Source organism: Paenirhodobacter huangdaonensis, from assembly GCF_004022465.1.
Lineage (GTDB): Bacteria > Pseudomonadota > Alphaproteobacteria > Rhodobacterales > Rhodobacteraceae > Rhodobacter > Rhodobacter huangdaonensis.
The window spans coordinates 42,924-59,459 of record NZ_SAVA01000016.1; the positions used below are offsets into that span (position 1 = coordinate 42,924).

Sequence of the window (16,536 nt, forward strand, 5' to 3'; positions counted from 1 at the left end):
CTTCACCTCCTCCGCATCCAGTCCGACTGCAGCACCGGCCCCTTGCGGGCGGCCGGCGTCGCCTCGGCCCGGGCCAGCTCCTCGCGCCGCACCTCGGGGTTGATGTTCACCATCTGCCGCGCGGCGAAGGCGTAGACGGCGCAATCCAGCGCCTCGGCCCGGCGCCCGGGGATGCGCTCGAAGTTGCGCAGCGGCTGGCCGCGGGAATAGCGCACCACCGCCCGTTCCGAGGCGACCTGCTCATACCAGACTGCGGGCAGATCCTGCGAGAACCGGACCTGGCCCGGGCGCGGCAGGCGGGCGAAGAGCTGTGTCTTGACCGTGTCCACGCCGACGATCCACAGCCGGGCGCCGGTCTTCGTCTTCGAGCCGGCCCGCTCGATCACCGGGCGGTTGCCCGACGCGCCCTTGATCGCGAAGACCTTGCGCGCGGTGCGGGGGCGGCAGAAGCCGGTGACCATGTTCATCGAGGTGCCGTCGCCCGCGTCGATCGCGGTGGCGTCGATCGCCATCTTGCCGCCGAGGGCGTGCGGGAAGCGCTCGCGCAAGAGGGCATCGAGTTCTGCCCAGGTCTCTTCCGCGTCGAACGGGCCCCAGATCACGCGATGGCCGAGCACCAGCATGGCGCCGCTTTCGGTCCAGCCGACATAGGTCAGTTCCAGCCGGTCGTGCTGCACGTCGCAACCCAGGGTGAGCGCCAGCACCTCGGCCGGGATCTGTGCCAGGCCGAAGGGCTCGGCCCGCGCCGCCATGCTGTCCTCGTCGAGCTCGTCGCCTTCCGAGCGCCAGCCCTGGCCGAGGATCGTGTTCACGAAGGTCTGCAACAAGGTGGGATCGTCCTTCGAGGCAATGAACTCGACCGCCAGCTTGCCCCATGCCGCGTTCGCGTGAAGGCTGATCAGCGCATTCATGCGAAAGCCCGCGTGGCCCTCGACCTCGGGGCGGGTGATGCGCCAGCGGCCGGCCTCGATCATCGCGGGCTTGTGGCGCTCGCTCACCTCGGCCGCGCAATGCGGGCAGCACCAGAACGCCGCCTCGGGCCGCCCCTCGGGCCAGCTGATCTGCGCCCACGCGATTTCCGTGAAGGTGCCGCAGTGCGGGCACGGCACCTCGAAGACGCGCTGATCCGACTGGGCGTAGGCGCGCAGGACGTGGCTCGTTTCCTCGTGCACCGGCGTCGAACCGAGGATGATCTTGCGATCGGGGAAGGACAGGGTGCGGCGCTCGGCCAGCAGCAGCGGCGAGCCTTCGGGCGTGGGGGCCATGCCGTCCACTTCGTCCATCAGCAGGAAGCGGACGTTGTGCCGGCGCAGGTTGCGCGGCGCCTTCGCGGCAACCACCTTGAGCGAGCCGCCCGGGAAGCGGCGCGACAGGAGGGTGTTGCGGCCGGCCTCGTCCTGCTCGGTCCCGAGGGCGCTGGCCACGGCCGGGGAGGCCGCGAAGATCGGCTCGATATCCGACACCACGTAATCGCGGCAGTCGCTCTCGGCCGGCAGCAGGCAGAGGATGGACGCCGGGTCGTTCGCCACGAAGCTCGCCACGGCCGAGGACAGGAGCGTGGTGAAACCGACGCGCACCGGCTTGACCAGGGTGACGCGCTCGATCAGCGGATCGCCGATCGCGTCGGCAATCTCGCGCTGGAAGGGCCAGAGGCGGACGGGGCCGGGCTGGCTAGAGACCCCCTCGGGCAGGCGAACCTCGCGCTCGATCCAGTCAGAGAGGCGCAGCCGCGGCGGGGGCGTCAGCGAGGCGAGCGCGGTGGCGCAGAGTTCGTCAATCGTGGGCATGGGCAAGTTCCTCCAGGGGGGTGCGCAGTTCGCGGTCAATCGTCTCGACCTCGGCCGCATCGAGGTGGGGCAGCGCCGAGCGGACCCGCGAGGGCACGGCGAGGATGCGCGATCGCACCTGGCGCAGGATCTCGGTCCAGCCGCGCAGCACCTCGGCGGCCTCGACCAGCTCGCCCCGGGCCACGGCGTTGCGGCGCGCGGCCTCGTCGGCCTTCTCGCGGGCAAGGCGGGCGCGGGCGGCGGTCAGGCTCTCGGCCTGTTCCTCGTTGCCCCACCGTGCCGCCGTGCTGCGAAGATGCGCGGCATAGGCCCGGACCGTGGCGCGCAGGTCGTAGCTGTCATGCGCGAGGTGAACCGCGATGCCGCGCTTCTTGAGGTCGGTCAGGGTGGCGGGCGAAATATCGAGAAGGTCGCACAGGTCGGCGCCGCCGATCCGCTGGACCGCGCGCCCGCCGAGCTCGAACTCGTCCAGGATCTTCATAAATTTAACCCTTTGATTTTATTGTGCATAGGCTGAAACGTCGGGGTGCGAATTACCCGCGGCGCGAGGGTGCGGAAGGACCCGCGCGGGCTGGCGGGGGCCTCGATCGCGGCGGCGCAGTTGGTCCGCCAGCTGACCGATGTGCTGCCATCCGTCATCGGGCGGGATCTGCGCAGAGGCCGTCACGGCTCCGTCGTCGCTCGTGTGTGTGCTGTCTCTCATCTCTTAACCTTTCCTGTTCTGCTCGATGGTGAGGCCATTGTGACGGGCATAGGGCGACCAGCCCGAGGCATTGCCTCAGGTTGGTCCCTATCCCGCCGCGTGAAGTCCTGCTCGACGGAGCCGGCCACCGCTTAGGGCGCCCGAGGTCGTTTGACCCCGCCTCGGGCTTGCTCGCGACTTGAAGGCGCCGGGTCTGGCACCTGATCCCCCGCTTCGAGCTTTCGGGCTGCGGTTGGCCTATGGGATCGCCCCGTGGCAGGCCTTGATGTGTCGAACGCCACCGTCTGAACCGTCCGAGCGACACATGGTCTCGTGTCAGGCGCCGGTGCCCTCCTCGTCCTCCTCGATCGGGTTCCAGTCGTCATCGTCTTCGGGGCGCTGCTCGCGGTAGAGGTCGGCAACCATGCGCTGCATGATGCCGAGCTGCTTGGCCGAGGGCGCCCAGTCCTTGCGCCGGGCTTGCCGGGCGATGCTGAGTGCGAAGTTCCGGGCCCACCCCTCGGGGGCGCGACGGATCACCGCCTTCCAGCTCCAGAGCAGTTCTTCGAGGCTCGGCGCATTCGGGGAAATCTGGCTGTGCATCGTCATGGTCAGAACTCGACCTCGCTGATGTGAAACCAAAACTTCGCCTGATCCTGCGGGGTCATCGCCTCGAAGGCGGCGAGGGCGTAGGCCTTCAGCTCGTCAACGCTCGCGGCCTCGGCCCAGCTGCGGGCGGCGCGCATGGCATCCTTGCCGTGGAGTTGCTGCCGATCGGTCATGCGCGGCCCCTCCCGTTCACCTGGGCGAGGAAGGCGCGGCGGTCCTCCGGGCTGAAGCTCTTCCAGATCGCCCAGAACAGGCGCTTGCGGGCGTTGCGGGCAAGTGCGAGCCCGCGCAGCCGGTCGAGCCCCGCGGCGACATAGGCCGCGAGTTCGTTGACCGGGGCGCTTTCCGCCCAGATCATCGCTTCGCCCGCCGTGGTGCCGAAGGGGGCGCCGAGCGCAGGCCCGCCCGTGCTCAGCGTGTCGAGGTATCCCGCGCAGACCTGGGCCGCGTCCTCGGGGTGGCAGTGGTCGAGCGCGAACCAGACGGCCCTTGCCCATTCGGCACGCAGCCGATAGCCTTCCCCCTTGAAGCGAGCCGCTTCGAAGTCTGCCCCGGTCGCGCCCGCCAGCGCGCCGGGGTTTTCCGTTTCAGAGACCCGGAACCGTTCCTGAACGCTCATGCGGCACCGCCAGCCGGCGAAGTGCCGCGCACAGAAACCGCACAGAAAACGCGGAACATATCAGAAACAGAGGGGGGAGCGATGCCGTCTAAGTCGGCCGCTTTCCTAGGTCCAAGAGGTGAAACGCTGTCTTGGTAAGGGAGAGGTCGAGAGTTCAATCCTCTCCTGCAGCACCAGACCCCCCCCCAAAAAAGCCCAGAATACGCGCGTCACCAGATGCTTGAAGTTTCTCCAGCGCTCCACAGGGCGGCGGCTGGTTTCATCGACAGCAGCTCAGACCAGCATGGCGCGCACCTTGGTGCCCAGGGGGCTCAGGTCGCCCAGTTTCGCGTGCCGACGCCGGGGCAGTGAAAGCGCCGCGGCCCCGGTCTCACCGGCGCGTCCACGACCGCAGCCCCCATGGGCGCCACAAAGCTCTTGGCCCGCTGATCTCGCGATGATGCTTCCCTTTCCGCAACGGCAAGCCATTTGGGAAATGCCGGGTCGGCGCGCGCCGATCGCATGGGCGGCCCGAGATCGGGCAAAGAGGTCGGAACAGCTGGCAATGTTGGGCATTTTCAATGTCGGGTCAGCCGAAATGATCGGCGTGTTTGGTCGGGGCCGCGTCTGGCAGGGCGAGGTGGTCGGCGAGAACGGGCTGATCTACGGCGTCAATCTTGGCGGTTCCCGCCCCCTCTGGTCTGGTGCTTCCAGGGGTATGCGGATTTTGCCGCCTTTGCCGACGCCCCGGGGCCGGATCAGCCCCTTTACGGCATGCGATCGGGGCATCTGGTCGTCGAGACCAGCGCCGAGAACCACCTGCATATGGCGCTCATGTGCGCGGCGGAACTCCGTTCTGCGGCGCTGGCGGGCCCCCTGTCCATCGGCGGCAATTGCCAAGGTGCCCTGCTGGCGCAAAAGATCGCTCAGCTGCTGATGACCTCCGGGCGCGCCGTCCCTCGGATGATCCCGGCTCGGGCCGCCCGCGGCAACGGTCCCGCACGGTTTCAGCGCCGCGCGAACATCACCACGTTGCCAAGCAGCGTCAGCCCGAGGCCCAGAAACGCCCCCGGGGTCCAGTGGAAGCCCTCGTAAAGGGTCGAGAGCAGCAGCGCCACCACCGGGAAGACCACCGTCGCATAGCCCGCCCGCGCCGACCCGATCCGCGCCACCAAAAGCAGGTAGGTGGTGAAGCCGACAACCGAGCCGATCAGCGCGAGATAGGCCAGCGCCGCCCAGTAGCGCGCCCCCTCGGGCCAGACCACGCCCTGCCCGCCCGCCGTCATCAGCACGAGCAGAACGAGCGCGCCGATCCCCATCCCCCAGGCATTCGCCGTCACCGGCGGCACGCCGAGCTGGCCGTTCCTGCGCGACGCCATATTGCCGAAGGAAAACATCAGCGTGCCGAAGCCCGCCCAGCCGATGCCGCGCAGGGTGTCGCCCATGGCCGCGCCACCGAGGTCGTCGCGGAACAGCAGCCCCAGCCCCGCCGCCCCGATCGCCCCGGCAAGCAGCGTGCGCCCGGTGATCCGCTCGCCAAAGAAGATCCGCGCGTTCACCGCGTTGAAGATCGAGGCGAGCGAGAACACCACCGAGACGAGCCCCGAGGGGATCAGCGCCGCAGCATTGTAAAGGCCGATGAAATTGAAGCAGAACAGGCACAGCGCCTGCACGATGACAAAGCGCCACTGCGCCGGACGCCGCAGCCGGCCCAGCGCCGCAAGCCCCGCCAGCATGACGAGCCCCGCAAGGGCAAAGCGCAGGAAGATCGACTCGATCAGCGGCACCGGCCCGACCTGCGCAGCGATGGCGATCCATGTGGTGCCCCAGATCAGGACGGTGGCGGCGAAAAGGAAAAGCGTGTTCATGCCCTGCCTCTAGCGCATCCGCGCCCCCGTTGTTTTGCACGTTCTTGCGGTGAAATCGCGCGCGGGGCTTTCGCGGCGCAGGGCGCGGCGCTACCGATGTCTCATGCGCCCCACGGTCCACGATTTCCTCGGCCGCTCTGCCGTCGCACAGAGCACCGCGCGCCTCGATCTCGGGGCGGGCTGTGCGGTCGCGGTCTGGCACAACCACGATGACCGGGTCCGCTACGAGACGCCGCAAAACCACACCTTCAGCCTCTATCTCGAGGGCGGCACCGGCACCCGGCGGCTCGATGCCGGGGGCATCGCCGGGCATCCCGGCGCGATCTGCGTGATGCCCGAGGGCTGCGGCTCGGACTGGGAGATCACCGCGCCCTTCCGCTTCGTGCATCTCTACCTGTCGGACGCCCGGCTGCGCGCCGGGTTCTCGGCGATCCACGACTGCGACGCGCGGCGGCTGGACCTGCGCGAGATCACCTTCGCCGAGGATACCGGGCTGGCCGCGGGGCTGCGCACGCTCGCCGCGGCCGCCGCGACAGGCGATGTGCTCCTGGCCGAGGCGGCGGTCGCCGGGTTGATCGGCGGGCTTGCACGCCACCGCCCGCAGCTGCGCGGCGGGCTGACCGCGGCGCAGCTGCGCCGGGTCGACGACTGGATCGAGGCGCATCTCGAAGAGGCGATCCACCTCGACGATCTGGCCGCGCTTGCCGGCCTGTCGGGCTATCACTTCCACCGCATGTTCCAGCTCTCGCGCGGCAGTGCCCCGCATGCCTGGGTCACGGCGCGCCGCATAGCGCGAGCGCAGGCGCTGCTCGGCGGGCCGATGCCGATCGCCACGGTGGCGGCGGCCTGCGGCTTTTCGAGCCAGAGCCACCTGACCCGAACCTTCCGCGCCCACATGGGCCGCACGCCCGCCGCGTATCGCGCGCTGATCCGCGCGGACCGGGGCAGCGCCTAGACGCCCGCGGCGAAGCGGTCGGTGGCGCGGATCAGCCGGTCGCGGATGCCGGGCTCGGTCGCGGCATGGCCCGCGCCCTCGACGATGTGCAGCCGGGATTCCGGCCAGCGCCGGTGCAGCTCCCACGCCGTGCGCAACGGACAGGGCATGTCATAGCGACCATGGACGATCTCGCCCGGGATACCGGCCAGCTTCGGCGCATCCTCCAGCAACTGCCCCGGCCGCAGCCAGCAGTCATGCAGGAAATAGTGGTTTTCCAGCCGCGCGAAGGCCAGCGCGAACTGCGCGTCGCCATAGTGCGCCTCGACCTCGCCGCGCGGCAGCAGGGTGATCGTCGTGCCCTCCCAGATCGCCCAGGCCCGCGCCGCCTCGAGCCGCTCGGCCTCGTCCTCCGAGGTCAGCCGCTTGCGGAAGGCGGCGATCAGGTCGCCGCGCTCGGCCTCGGGGATCGGCGCGACGAATTTCTCCCACGCATCGGGGAACATCTCGGAGACGCCGAAACGGTAATACCAGTCGATCTCGGCCCGGCTGACGGTGTAGACGCCGCGCAGGATCAGCGCGCTGACCCGCTCGGGATGGGTCTGCGCATAGGCGAGCGCCAGGGTCGAGCCCCACGACCCGCCGAAGACCAGCCAGCTCTCGCAACCGACCAGCGCCCGCAGCCGCTCGATATCGGCCACCAGATGCCAGGTGGTGTTCGCCTCGAGCGCGGCATGCGGCGTCGAGCGCCCGCAGCCACGCTGATCGAAAAGCAGTACGTCATAGCGCGCGGGATCGAAAAAGCGCCGGTAATCGGGATTGATCCCGCCGCCCGGCCCGCCATGCAGGAATACCGCCGGCTTTGCCCCGGGCGTGCCGACCCGTTCGTAAGAGACCCGGTGCCCGTCGCCGGTGTCGAGAAAGCCGGTCTCGTAGGGTTCGATCTCGGGGTAAAAGTCGCGCAGCCTGTCCATGATGTCCTTCCGTCGATGCCGGGCCATCATCGCGCTTCGCGCCGGCGGCGGCAATGACCGGCGGCCCGCCGCGCGTTTCCGGGCATTTTCGCCCATCCCCCGACGATTTTCTGTGCCTGCCCGCGCGCGCCGGCCCGCCGTATCTGTGCCCCACCGCAGCAACGGAGGCGCAAGATGAAAGCGATCGGCATCTGGAAGGCCCTGCCCGCCGACGACCCCGAGGCGCTCGTCGAGCGCGAGATCCCGGTGCCGGAGCCCGGCCCCGACGACCTTCTGGTGCGGGTCGCGGCGATCTCGGTCAACCCGGCCGACATCCGCACCCGGCTGCGCAAGACCGACGACGGCCATTTTGCGGTGCTCGGCTGGGACGTGGCGGGCGCGGTGGTGGCAACCGGCGCGAGCGTGCGCGATTTCGCCCCGGGAGACCCCGTGCTCTATGCGGGCGACCTGTCCCGCCCCGGCGCGAACAGCGAATACCACCTGGTCGAACGCGCGATCGTCGGGCGGCGGCCCGCGGCGCTTGCCCCCGCGACCGCCGCCGCCCTGCCGCTCACCGCGCTCACCGCCTGGGAGGCGCTCTTCGACCGGCTCGGCCTGACGCCCGGCGCGGTGCCCGCCCCCGCCCCGCGCAGCCTGCTGATCGTCGGCGGCGCGGGCGGCGTCGGCTCGATGGCGATCCAGCTCGCGCGGCTGGTGCCGGGGCTCACCGTGATCGCCACCGCCTCGCGGCCGCAATCGCGCGCCTGGTGCCTGTCGCTTGGCGCCGATGCGGTGATCGACCATTTCGCCGACCTCGAGGCGCAGATCGCCGACCTCGGCCTTGCGCCGCCCGATCTCGTCTTGCTGGCGAACGACCCCGACCGGCACTTGCCCGCCCTCGCCCGGCTGATCGCGCCCGGCGGCCGGATCTGCTGCATCGTGCCCTTCGCGAGCCCGCCCGACATCGGCGCGCTGATGCGCAAGAGCGCGGGGCTGGTGTGGGAATTCATGTTCACCCGACCGATGTTCGCCACCCCGGACCGCGCCCGGCAGGGCGAGATCCTGACCCGCGTCGCACAGATGGCGGCCGAGGGGCGGCTGCGCCCGACCGGCACCGAGACGCTGTCACCGATCTCGGCCGACACCCTGCGCGAAGCCCACCGCCGGATCGAGAGCGGCCGCACGATCGGCAAGATCGTCCTGTCCGGCTTCTGACTTTCCCGACAAGACAAGGAGATACGAATGTCTGCCGTCGACCTGACCCAATCCTTCCTCGGCGCGGTGTTTTCCGGCCAGCTCGAGGAGGCCCTCGCCCTGACCGCGCCCGAGGCGCGCTTCATCTCGGTCAGCCCGCGCGACAGCGCGGCGAACCCGCTGCACGGCACCTTCGTCGGCCCCGAGGGGGCAAAGGCCTTCTTCGGCGCCTTCGGCGCGCTGCTGGAGCCGGGCGACTTCACCGTCGAGGCGGCCTTCGGCGATGACCACCACGCCGCGCTTTACGGCCAGTTCCGCCACACCGTGCGCGCAACCGGCAAGCCCTTCGCGAGTGACTGGGCGCTCATTACCCGGGTCGAGGGCGGCAAGCTGACGCTCTATCACTTCTACGAGGACAGCGACGCGCTGACCCGCGCCCGCGCCTGACCGGCACGGCAGGGGTTGGCGCCGGCGCCGATCCCTGCTTTCTGTCCCCCGCGACACCGACCGAGGGCCATATGGACGAGCTTTCCGCGCTGCAATGGGACGATATCCGCTTCTTCCTGGCGCTTGCCCGCGCGGGCAGCCTGTCGCGGGCGGCCCGCGCGCTGCAGGTCGAGCATTCGACTGTCGCGCGCCGCGTCACCAGCCTTGAGACGGCGCTGGCGCTGCGCCTCTTCGACCGGCTTGCCAAGGGCTGGAGCCTGACCGCCGAGGGCGAGGAGCTGCTTGGCAAGGCGGCCACGGTCGAGGCGCAGATCCTCGGCCTTGCGCGCATCGCGCGCGAACAGGACCCGATGGCGGGGCGGGTGCGGCTCTCGGCGCCGCCGGTGCTGCTCGCCGAGCTGCTGATGCCCACCGTCGCCGCGCTGAGCGCGGCGCATCCGGGGCTGACGATCGAGCTCGAGGGCAGCCGGCGCGAGGCCGACATGATGCGCGCCGAGGCCGATATCGCGCTGCGCATCGGCCTGCCCGAAACCGGCGACCTGATCGCGCGGCGCATCGCCGAGATCGGCTACGGGCTTTACGGCGCGCCCGGCCTGCCCGAGGCGCCGCGGCGCTGGATCGGCTTTGACGACAGCCTGCCGGGCCTTGCGCAGAAACACTGGCTCGAGACCGAAATGGCCGGCGCCGAGCCCGCGATCCGCAGCAACGACATGGCGACGATGGCGCAGGCGGCACGCGCCGGGCTGGGGCTGGCGCTGCTGCCGCATTTTCTGGGCGCGGCGGACCCGGCGCTGTGCGCCTATCCCGCGCACCAGTCTGCCTTCAGCCGCCCGCTCTATCTGATCCTGCACGCCGACATGCGCCGCGCGCCGCGGGTGCGGGCGGTGGCCGACGCGCTGGTCACCGATCTGAAGGCCCGGCTCGATCCGCACTGAGCGGCCGCGGGCCCGGCCGGCAGATCGGCAGGTCGGCAGGTCGGCAGGTCGGCAGGTCGCAGAGATCGACGACGGCACGGTCAGCAACAAGGCGGTCTTCCCCGCCCCCAGATCCGGACCTGTATCGCCCGCCTTCTGCGCCACCCCATGAGCCTCGCGAGCGGCAAGGACCGCATGGGGCCCTGATTGCGCCCCCCTCAAGAGTGGAAGCGCCCGGTGCGCGAATGGCACGCGGGGAAAAGCCAGCGCGCACTCATCTTCGAGCGCCGCGCCCCAAATGGCGTCATCAACGCGCCGCAGAACGAGCGCTCGGACGGCTTCAGTCCTGATGGGCCTGGCGCCTGTATTGCTGATCGAAGATCATCTCCTCCAGCGCGTCGCAGAGAGGATTGTTCGCCGCGGCGCCACGGATCAGGACCAGATCCAGCGCCTCGGGCATCCGCAGGCCGCCCGCACCTTCCGGCAAGATGAGCTGCGGCGGCGCCGAAAGGCGGGTCACCGCGGCGACCGCCAGCCCCGCCTCGACGATCGTCAGAAGCCCCGCGAGGCTCGAGCTTTCATAGGTCGCGCGGAAGGTGACGTTGCTTCTCTCCAGCGCGGTCAGAACCACCTTGCGCGCATGGCTGCCGGGCTCGAACAGCGCCACCGGCAGCGGGCGCCGTTCCAGCGCCAGGCGGTCGCGCGCGGAAATCCAGACCATCGGCTCGCGGCGCACCAGCTTGCCGGTGACGCCATCGGATCGCGTCACGATGGCCAGATCCACCTGCCCCGCGTTCACCAGCGGCGCAAGCGCCGTGGTCTGGGCGCAGACGACCTTGATATCCGCCAGGGGATACTGCACCCCGAATTGCTCGAGCACGGGCGGCAGAAACTGCGAGATGAAATCATCCGGCGCCCCGATGGTGATCGCGCCGCGGATGTCGGGCTTGCGAAAGGTTTCCGCAGCTTCGTCATGCAGGCGCAGGATGCGGCGGGCATAGGCCTCGAGGCGCTCGCCCTCGCGCGTCAGGGCAAGGTTTCGGGTGTCGCGCAGGAACAGCACCACGCCGGTTTCCGCCTCGAGCCGTGCGATGTGGGTCGAGATCGTCGCCGCAGAACGATGCACCCTTTGCGCGGCGCGGCCGAAGCCCTTCGCGTCGATGCAGGCGATGAATGTGCGCAGCAGCACATGATCGAGCTGAATCATTCTTTGGCAACCCCTAATAATTCCTTCAAACCATATTGATTGTTTGTTGAAAGGCCATGGCTATTTTGACCTCGAGGCAGGCATGGGAGCACATGGATGACGCCGCAGAGACAGGGAATTGCGGGGGTTGTCGTGGCGCAGACCACGCTCGGCACCTTGGGGCTTTGCGTGATCGAGGCCGGGACTGATCCGCTCTCGACCGCCTTCTATCGCTGTGCCATCGCGGCCCTGGCGCTCGCTGCCTATGCCGCCCTGCGGGGCGATCTGCGCGCGCTGTTCCGCCTTCCGGCTCGGGTGTTGTTGCTCGCGCTTTTGAGCGGGGTGCTGATGGTCGGGAACTGGGTGCTGTTCTTCGAGGCGATCCGCCGCTCGGGGATCGCTGTCGCGACGATCGTCTTTCACGTTCAGCCCTTCGTCATGGTGCTGATCGGGGCACTGGTCTTTCGCGAACGGCTTCGCCTTCTCACCCTCGGCTGGATCGCGCTGGCACTGTTCGGGCTCACGCTCGCCACCGGGATCTTCGATGCCCCCGAAGGCCATGGGCCGGACTGGATCGGCGTGCTCTGTGCCGTCGGCGCGGCAATTCTCTATGCCGTCGTCACGATCATCGCCAAGGGGTTCCCGCGTTCAAGCGGCGCGCAACTGACCCTGGTGCAGTGCCTGTGCGGGGTTCTGGTGCTTGCGCCATGGTTGCCGTTGCCGCCGCAAAATCTCGGGGCGGAACAATGGGGCTGGCTTGCGATGATCGGAGGCGTGCATACCTGCGCGGTCTATGTCGTGCTCTATAACGCCTTGCCGAAGCTCCCCACCGCCACGGCAGCCGTCCTGCTGTTCCTCTATCCGATCAGCGCAATCGCTGTGGATGCGCTCTGGTATGGCCATGCCATCACGGGTTTGCAGATCATCGGATTTCTCTGCGTCCTGCTGGCGAGCCTCGCGATCACGCTCAAATGGGGCGGCCCCGCAAGGAACCGGCCCGAGCAGGTTGATCGCGCCGGAAATCGGCGGGTCGCAACTGAGGTTCGATAGCGTTCTGCCCGATCGCGGAGCCGGACATCGCAGCCGAGATGCGGCCATGGGGGGCCGACGGTCATATCGCCGCCAGCGCCACGGCATCCGGCCCGGCCGGATAGTGCAGCCGATCGGCCCCGTCCGTCGCGGCCAGGAACACCGCCTCGGCCACATCGCTTTCCGTCGTGGTCATCGACGGATTGGCAAAGGCGGCAAAGATCGGCGCGGCGAAATCGGCATAGGCCGGCGGGATCATGTCTTTGATCGTAAAGTCGATATTCTGCGAGAAGCGCGTGGTCGGCGCATAGCCCGGCTCGACCAGTTTCGCGCGCACGCCGAAGGCTCCCAGCTCATGCGCCTGCGATCCGGTGAAACCTTCGATCGCCTGCTTGCTTGCGGTATAGGCGGCGGCGAGCGGCAGGAGGCGCACGCCTTCGGGCAACAGCCCATCGCGTAGGGTGCGCATGGTGGCGGTGATGGTCCAGCCCCGGGCATGGAAGTGGCGGGCGGTCTCAAGGCCGTAGCCCGACGAGGTGCCGGCGATGAGGACGGTGGTCACGAGGATCTCCTTCGCAGTTGACAGGAGGGATGTGGCCCGGACGAATAGGACGATCATCAATCAGAGGCTCTGTTGCCCGCCACGGCGCCGCGCGTCGGCTACATTGCACGAGCGCCCGGGGCGTGGGATTACATAACGACCGCAACGCAGGGGAAAGGCTTGCCATGTTCGTGACAGCCCTGATGTTCGGGATGATGGTCCTGATCCTCTCCCTTCAGCTCTGGGGCGGCTTCCCGCCCATTTACCGCCCTTCCGGCAAGCTGCCCGCGGCGGAGATCCGGCGCCTTCTTCCGCATCTTTTTCTGATCTTTCCGGCGATGGCCGCCTTCGTGGTGTTCGAACGTCCGATCCTGCTCGCGCTCATGGGGGCGGTCGGGCTCTGGGGCGGCTGGCGGATCCGCCGCATCATCTCGAAAGCGGGCGCCGCGCCCCGTTTCGTGCCGCGCTGGCCGATTTTCACTCTCCATCCCATGCTCGTCTTCGATCTGTGGACGCTTGGCGGCGCCGCGGCCTTCGCCGCGCTCAGGCTGATATGACCGGCCCCGCGAACGCCCGACCGGGGCGGATCACGCTTGTGATGGCGGGGCTGATCGCGGCGGGCTATGCCGATCTGGAGCCCCTGTCGGTGCTGAACGGGCCGCGCATCCCAGCCGTTTTTGTCGCGGCGCTATGGGGGGTCATCATCGCGCCATTCCTGCCACTCGCCTGTGCGCTCATGGCGCGCTACGCGCCTCTGCGGTTGCCGGGCGTCGTGCTGGTGGCGGGGACGATTTGCACTGCGGTGCTGGGAGCCCTGATCACCCTCGTCGCGATGATGGACGGAATATCCGCATTCGTTTTCCTCGAGGGATCGACGCTGACCCTTGCCGTCGCGGGAGGGCTTCAGATGCTGGGCGGCACCGCCGGGAGCCGCAAGATCGCTGCCTTGCTGATGGCCTTGCCCACCCTCACGGGCCTGTGGTCGCTCGCGACGGTGCCCGCAGTCGCGCTTTCGGCGTTGCGGCTCGCCGATGGCCGGCCCTATTGCATCGGGCACCACGGGGTGCAGGGGCCCCTCGAAAGCTGGGCCGAGTTGCGGGGCCTGTCGCTCTATACGACCCGGACCGGCTACAAGAGCACCTCGCACTGGTATCTGCATGCCGTGCTGATCGTGCAGGAGAAGGGCGGCATCTCGGTCTGGAACTGGTCCTTCGGCGCGATGAGCTTCACGCCACTGCCCCATCCCGGGCGGTTGTTGGTGAGCGCCGGTTCCGAATGCACGCCCGAACCCGGCTTCCTCGCCGCACTTGCCCCGGTCTGAGGCCTCTTTCCGCAATGATCCGGCCCGGGTAATCTGCCCGCATCATGAAGAAATACCCGCGCACGTTTCATTTACCGATTTCACCCGGTGCCAGCAGCGACGACAAGATCATGACCACGCTTGACGGGTTGATCTGCGACGATCTGGTGATCACCGAGAAGATGGATGGCGAGAACACGACCCTGCACCGGGGGGGCAGCCATGCGCGCAGCCCCGACAGCCGGGGCCACCCGTCGCGCGACTGGCTCAAGGCTTTTGCCGCGGGCATCACCCCGCATCTGGCCGAGGGCGAGCGGATCGTCGGCGAGAACCTTTTTGCGCGCCATTCGGTCGGCTATGAGGCTCTGCCCGCGTGGTTTTTGGGCTTTGCCTGGATCATCGGCGACGAGGTGCAGCCCTGGGATCAGACACTGCTCCGTTTCGACGAGTTGGGCATCACACCGGTTCCGGTCCTCTGGCGCGGCTCCTATCGCCCGGGGCTGTTCGAGACCATCGCAGCCGGGCTCGACACCAACCGGCAGGAAGGGTTCGTCGCGCGCGTGACGGACGCCTTCCCCGAGGCGGAAATGCCAATGCGGATGGGCAAATATGTCCGCGCAGGCCACGTGCAAAGCGAGACGCACTGGATGCACGCGCCCCTTGTGCCGAACGGGCTGAAGGGCGCATGAGCGTCTGGCGGGCACTCTTGCATCTGGCGGTCGCCGCCGTGCTGACGGCGCTCACGCAGCTGGGCGGGCTTGCCTGGCTTGCCAGCCGGCTGTTCCGGCGCAAGCTTCTCGCCTTTGCCGGGCTCTATCTGGCGCTTTGGCTTGGGGCGCTCGTCCTCGCGCCACAGTTCGGGCGTGTGCCGATCGCATGCCACGGGAACGGCCCGCTGGTGATGCGCTCCTGGGTCTTTTGCCTGGCGAACCGCAATTATGTCGCGCCAGAGCTCAAGGCGGCCGTCGAGGACATGGCGGCCGCGACGGCGGCGACCTACCCCGGCACCGTGACCCTTGCACTGGACGGCAACTTCCCGTTTCTGAACGGGTTTCCGCTTCTGCCGCACCTGTCGCACAACGACGGACGCAAGCTCGACCTTGCGCTTTACTATGCTGATCATGGCCGCTACCTGCCCGGTCGGACACGCTCGCCGCTCGGCTATTTCGCCTTCGAGCCGGGGCCGAACACCTGCCCGCCGCGCTTTCCAACCCTGCGTTGGGATCTCGCTTGGCTGCAACCGCTCTGGCGCGCCTACGCGCCCGACCCCGAGCGGATGCATCTTGCGCTGCGGTTGCTGGCGCGCGATCCCCGGATCGGCAAGATCTTCCTCGAGCCGCATCTGGCCGCGAAATTCGGCGCGGGCGTGACGAAGATCCGCTTTCAGGGCTGCGCCGCCGCCCGGCATGACGACCACATCCACATCCAGCTTTGAGCGGCTCCCTCATCTCTGTCGCGGGACGACCGCTCGTCAGAGCTCGGCGCCCTCGCTGCGGTGCACTTGAACAACCGCTTCGCCCCCCCGCTCAGAAGGTCACCTGGCGGCTCAGGGCCGTCTCACTCTCAGCGATGCGCCAGATAGTCCGCCGAAACGTACCCCGAGACACCGGGCTTGTCAGTGAGGAAGACCTTGCACCAGACCTTGCCGTTCGTCGTCACGCAGTTCTGGCGGGTGAGGCGCGTGCCGTCCGGCAGGCCGATGATGATCTTGCGATCGAGGCCCGGGCCTTCGCGAAGCTTCAGGAGGTCATCCGGCCCGGCACCTTTGACGACGGCACCGGAACCGACCGAGCATCCGGTCGCGATCATGAGGGCGAGGAGCGCAGCAAAATGAGGTCGCATCGTCAGTCCTGAATCGTTTCACCATCAGTACGACACCGTCACGCGAAAGGACAGCGGGCAGGACGCGACCCCGGATCCGCGCGGCATCGGAGTGGCCATTGACGGCCGATCCCAGCCGGGAGGAGCGCCGGTCCCGACCTGGATTTCGCCGTCGCACCTCGCGCGCGGCGGCTTCGGGGAATGGGCCCCGCGGACAGCTGCGCCCCGATTGGCCCGGACCTTGTCGGGTGCTGCACGAATGTCCGCGGACGGCGGCGACAGCGCCGGCTTGCGGCTACCGTGCGGGCCAGCCGTTTTCATGGATCACGCTCTCGAGCGCCAGCCTCCTGCGCCACCCCCGGGCTTCAAGCTCTGGCTTCGTGTAGAGGTCGTCGACATAGCCCGCGCAAAGATAGGCAACGATTTCCACATGGTCCGGGATGCCAAGCAGGCCGCGCAGGTCTTCCGGCCGGAAGATCGAAACCCAGCCGATCCCCACACCTTCCGCGCGGGCGGCCAGCCAGAGGTTCTGCACGGCGCAGACCGTCGAATAAAGATCCATGTCGCGATTGTGGGTCCGGCCCAGAACCACCTTCCCGCCTCGGCTCCGGTCGCAGGTCACGCAGATGTTCAGCGGCGCGGTCAGGATCCCCTCGAGCTTCAGCGACCGGTA

At 68.6% G+C, this 16,536-nt stretch carries 20 protein-coding genes; 9 read left to right on the forward strand and 11 right to left on the reverse strand.

The genetic code is table 11. The features are described from left to right. Positions 1-2: 2 nt before the first annotated feature. From EOW66_RS18705 to EOW66_RS18725, 6 genes are all read right to left on the reverse strand, one after another. Positions 3-1,787, reverse strand: a complete 1,785-nt coding sequence (locus EOW66_RS18705; protein WP_128157840.1) for a phage terminase large subunit family protein — start codon at positions 1,785-1,787, stop codon at positions 3-5. Next, positions 1,774-2,268: a DNA packaging protein gene (locus tag EOW66_RS18710; protein WP_128157841.1), complete on the reverse strand. Its 495-nt coding sequence runs from the start codon at positions 2,266-2,268 to the stop codon at positions 1,774-1,776. The genes EOW66_RS18705 and EOW66_RS18710 overlap by 14 nt, the downstream gene beginning before the upstream one ends. 537 nt (positions 2,269-2,805) lie before the next feature. Further along, entirely contained in the window at positions 2,806-3,078 is a 273-nt protein-coding gene (locus tag EOW66_RS18715; RefSeq protein ID WP_128157842.1) for a hypothetical protein, read from the reverse strand. 2 nt (positions 3,079-3,080) lie between these two features. Then, a complete protein-coding gene (locus tag EOW66_RS20470; protein WP_164881194.1) occupies positions 3,081-3,251 on the reverse strand; it encodes a hypothetical protein in 171 nt (56 codons plus the stop codon). Then, positions 3,248-3,697, reverse strand: coding sequence for a hypothetical protein (locus EOW66_RS18720; protein WP_128157843.1), 450 nt, complete (start codon positions 3,695-3,697; stop codon positions 3,248-3,250). The genes EOW66_RS20470 and EOW66_RS18720 overlap by 4 nt, the downstream gene beginning before the upstream one ends. 986 nt (positions 3,698-4,683) lie before the next feature. Then, on the reverse strand, positions 4,684-5,544 hold the full coding sequence (locus tag EOW66_RS18725) for a DMT family transporter (protein WP_128157844.1): 861 nt from the start codon (positions 5,542-5,544) through the stop codon (positions 4,684-4,686). A 103-nt stretch (positions 5,545-5,647) separates the two neighbouring features. Here EOW66_RS18725 and EOW66_RS18730 point away from each other — a divergent pair, with 103 nt between their 5' ends. Further along, positions 5,648-6,499, forward strand: coding sequence for a helix-turn-helix domain-containing protein (locus tag EOW66_RS18730; protein WP_128157845.1), 852 nt, complete (start codon positions 5,648-5,650; stop codon positions 6,497-6,499). Here EOW66_RS18730 and pip read toward each other — a convergent pair. After that, a complete protein-coding gene (gene pip / locus EOW66_RS18735; protein ID WP_128157846.1) occupies positions 6,496-7,452 on the reverse strand; it encodes a prolyl aminopeptidase in 957 nt (318 codons plus the stop codon). The genes EOW66_RS18730 and pip overlap by 4 nt on opposite strands. Positions 7,453-7,626: 174 nt before the next feature. Here pip and EOW66_RS18740 point away from each other — a divergent pair, with 174 nt between their 5' ends. From EOW66_RS18740 to EOW66_RS18750, 3 genes are all read left to right on the forward strand, one after another. Beyond that, positions 7,627-8,646, forward strand: coding sequence for a zinc-binding alcohol dehydrogenase family protein (locus EOW66_RS18740; protein ID WP_128157847.1), 1,020 nt, complete (start codon positions 7,627-7,629; stop codon positions 8,644-8,646). A gap of 27 nt (positions 8,647-8,673) precedes the next feature. Next, a complete protein-coding gene (locus tag EOW66_RS18745) occupies positions 8,674-9,072 on the forward strand; it encodes a nuclear transport factor 2 family protein (RefSeq protein ID WP_128157848.1) in 399 nt (132 codons plus the stop codon). Positions 9,073-9,143: 71 nt separating this feature from the next. After that, positions 9,144-10,007 carry a LysR family transcriptional regulator gene (locus tag EOW66_RS18750; protein WP_128157849.1) on the forward strand — a complete coding sequence of 288 codons (864 nt, stop codon included), beginning with the start codon at positions 9,144-9,146 and terminating at the stop codon, positions 10,005-10,007. Between the two features lie 319 nt (positions 10,008-10,326). On the opposite strand, the gene EOW66_RS18755 is transcribed toward EOW66_RS18750, so the two are convergent. Continuing rightward, positions 10,327-11,193: a LysR substrate-binding domain-containing protein gene (locus EOW66_RS18755; RefSeq protein WP_206363748.1), complete on the reverse strand. Its 867-nt coding sequence runs from the start codon at positions 11,191-11,193 to the stop codon at positions 10,327-10,329. Positions 11,194-11,325: 132 nt separating this feature from the next. Here EOW66_RS18755 and EOW66_RS18760 point away from each other — a divergent pair, with 132 nt between their 5' ends. Beyond that, complete coding sequence (locus tag EOW66_RS18760) at positions 11,326-12,222, forward strand: DMT family transporter (RefSeq protein WP_239017633.1); 897 nt, start codon at positions 11,326-11,328, stop codon at positions 12,220-12,222. A gap of 61 nt (positions 12,223-12,283) precedes the next feature. Here the strand turns inward: EOW66_RS18760 and EOW66_RS18765 are convergent, their stop codons facing one another. Continuing rightward, positions 12,284-12,763, reverse strand: coding sequence for an SDR family NAD(P)-dependent oxidoreductase (locus tag EOW66_RS18765; RefSeq protein ID WP_206363749.1), 480 nt, complete (start codon positions 12,761-12,763; stop codon positions 12,284-12,286). A 194-nt stretch (positions 12,764-12,957) separates the two neighbouring features. Here EOW66_RS18765 and EOW66_RS18770 point away from each other — a divergent pair, with 194 nt between their 5' ends. The 4 genes from EOW66_RS18770 (at position 12,958) to EOW66_RS18785 (ending at position 15,477) form a co-directional block, all read left to right on the forward strand. Further along, a complete protein-coding gene (locus EOW66_RS18770) occupies positions 12,958-13,299 on the forward strand; it encodes a hypothetical protein (RefSeq protein WP_239017634.1) in 342 nt (113 codons plus the stop codon). Then, a complete protein-coding gene (locus EOW66_RS18775; protein ID WP_128157852.1) occupies positions 13,296-14,063 on the forward strand; it encodes a hypothetical protein in 768 nt (255 codons plus the stop codon). The genes EOW66_RS18770 and EOW66_RS18775 overlap by 4 nt, the downstream gene beginning before the upstream one ends. A gap of 110 nt (positions 14,064-14,173) precedes the next feature. After that, complete coding sequence (locus tag EOW66_RS18780) at positions 14,174-14,731, forward strand: RNA ligase family protein (protein ID WP_239017635.1); 558 nt, start codon at positions 14,174-14,176, stop codon at positions 14,729-14,731. Continuing rightward, complete coding sequence (locus EOW66_RS18785) at positions 14,728-15,477, forward strand: hypothetical protein (protein WP_128157854.1); 750 nt, start codon at positions 14,728-14,730, stop codon at positions 15,475-15,477. Before EOW66_RS18780 ends, EOW66_RS18785 begins: the two co-directional genes overlap by 4 nt. A 128-nt stretch (positions 15,478-15,605) precedes the next feature. On the opposite strand, the gene EOW66_RS18790 is transcribed toward EOW66_RS18785, so the two are convergent. Both EOW66_RS18790 and bluB read right to left on the reverse strand, forming a co-directional pair. Beyond that, positions 15,606-15,884: an SH3 domain-containing protein gene (locus tag EOW66_RS18790; RefSeq protein WP_128157355.1), complete on the reverse strand. Its 279-nt coding sequence runs from the start codon at positions 15,882-15,884 to the stop codon at positions 15,606-15,608. 274 nt (positions 15,885-16,158) lie between these two features. Continuing rightward, positions 16,159-16,536 (reverse strand): 5,6-dimethylbenzimidazole synthase (gene bluB / locus EOW66_RS18795; protein ID WP_128157855.1); only part of this gene is annotated, 378 nt, incomplete at its 5' end.

Excerpts from the sequence above, each read along its gene's own strand:
- EOW66_RS18705 (WP_128157840.1), bottom strand. The coding sequence starts at position 1,787 with ATGCCCACGATTGACGAACTCTGCGCCACCGCGCTCGCCTCGCTGACG.
- EOW66_RS18710 (WP_128157841.1), bottom strand. The coding sequence starts at position 2,268 with ATGAAGATCCTGGACGAGTTCGAGCTCGGCGGGCGCGCGGTCCAGCGG.
- EOW66_RS18715 (WP_128157842.1), bottom strand. The coding sequence starts at position 3,078 with ATGACGATGCACAGCCAGATTTCCCCGAATGCGCCGAGCCTCGAAGAA.
- EOW66_RS20470 (WP_164881194.1), bottom strand. The coding sequence starts at position 3,251 with ATGACCGATCGGCAGCAACTCCACGGCAAGGATGCCATGCGCGCCGCC.
- EOW66_RS18720 (WP_128157843.1), bottom strand. The coding sequence starts at position 3,697 with ATGAGCGTTCAGGAACGGTTCCGGGTCTCTGAAACGGAAAACCCCGGC.
- EOW66_RS18725 (WP_128157844.1), bottom strand. The coding sequence starts at position 5,544 with ATGAACACGCTTTTCCTTTTCGCCGCCACCGTCCTGATCTGGGGCACC.
- EOW66_RS18730 (WP_128157845.1), top strand. The coding sequence starts at position 5,648 with ATGCGCCCCACGGTCCACGATTTCCTCGGCCGCTCTGCCGTCGCACAG.
- pip (WP_128157846.1), bottom strand. The coding sequence starts at position 7,452 with ATGGACAGGCTGCGCGACTTTTACCCCGAGATCGAACCCTACGAGACC.
- EOW66_RS18740 (WP_128157847.1), top strand. The coding sequence starts at position 7,627 with ATGAAAGCGATCGGCATCTGGAAGGCCCTGCCCGCCGACGACCCCGAG.
- EOW66_RS18745 (WP_128157848.1), top strand. The coding sequence starts at position 8,674 with ATGTCTGCCGTCGACCTGACCCAATCCTTCCTCGGCGCGGTGTTTTCC.
- EOW66_RS18750 (WP_128157849.1), top strand. The coding sequence starts at position 9,144 with ATGGACGAGCTTTCCGCGCTGCAATGGGACGATATCCGCTTCTTCCTG.
- EOW66_RS18755 (WP_206363748.1), bottom strand. The coding sequence starts at position 11,193 with ATGATTCAGCTCGATCATGTGCTGCTGCGCACATTCATCGCCTGCATC.
- EOW66_RS18770 (WP_239017634.1), top strand. The coding sequence starts at position 12,958 with ATGGTCCTGATCCTCTCCCTTCAGCTCTGGGGCGGCTTCCCGCCCATT.
- EOW66_RS18775 (WP_128157852.1), top strand. The coding sequence starts at position 13,296 with ATGACCGGCCCCGCGAACGCCCGACCGGGGCGGATCACGCTTGTGATG.
- EOW66_RS18780 (WP_239017635.1), top strand. The coding sequence starts at position 14,174 with ATGACCACGCTTGACGGGTTGATCTGCGACGATCTGGTGATCACCGAG.
- EOW66_RS18785 (WP_128157854.1), top strand. The coding sequence starts at position 14,728 with ATGAGCGTCTGGCGGGCACTCTTGCATCTGGCGGTCGCCGCCGTGCTG.
- EOW66_RS18790 (WP_128157355.1), bottom strand. The coding sequence starts at position 15,884 with ATGCGACCTCATTTTGCTGCGCTCCTCGCCCTCATGATCGCGACCGGA.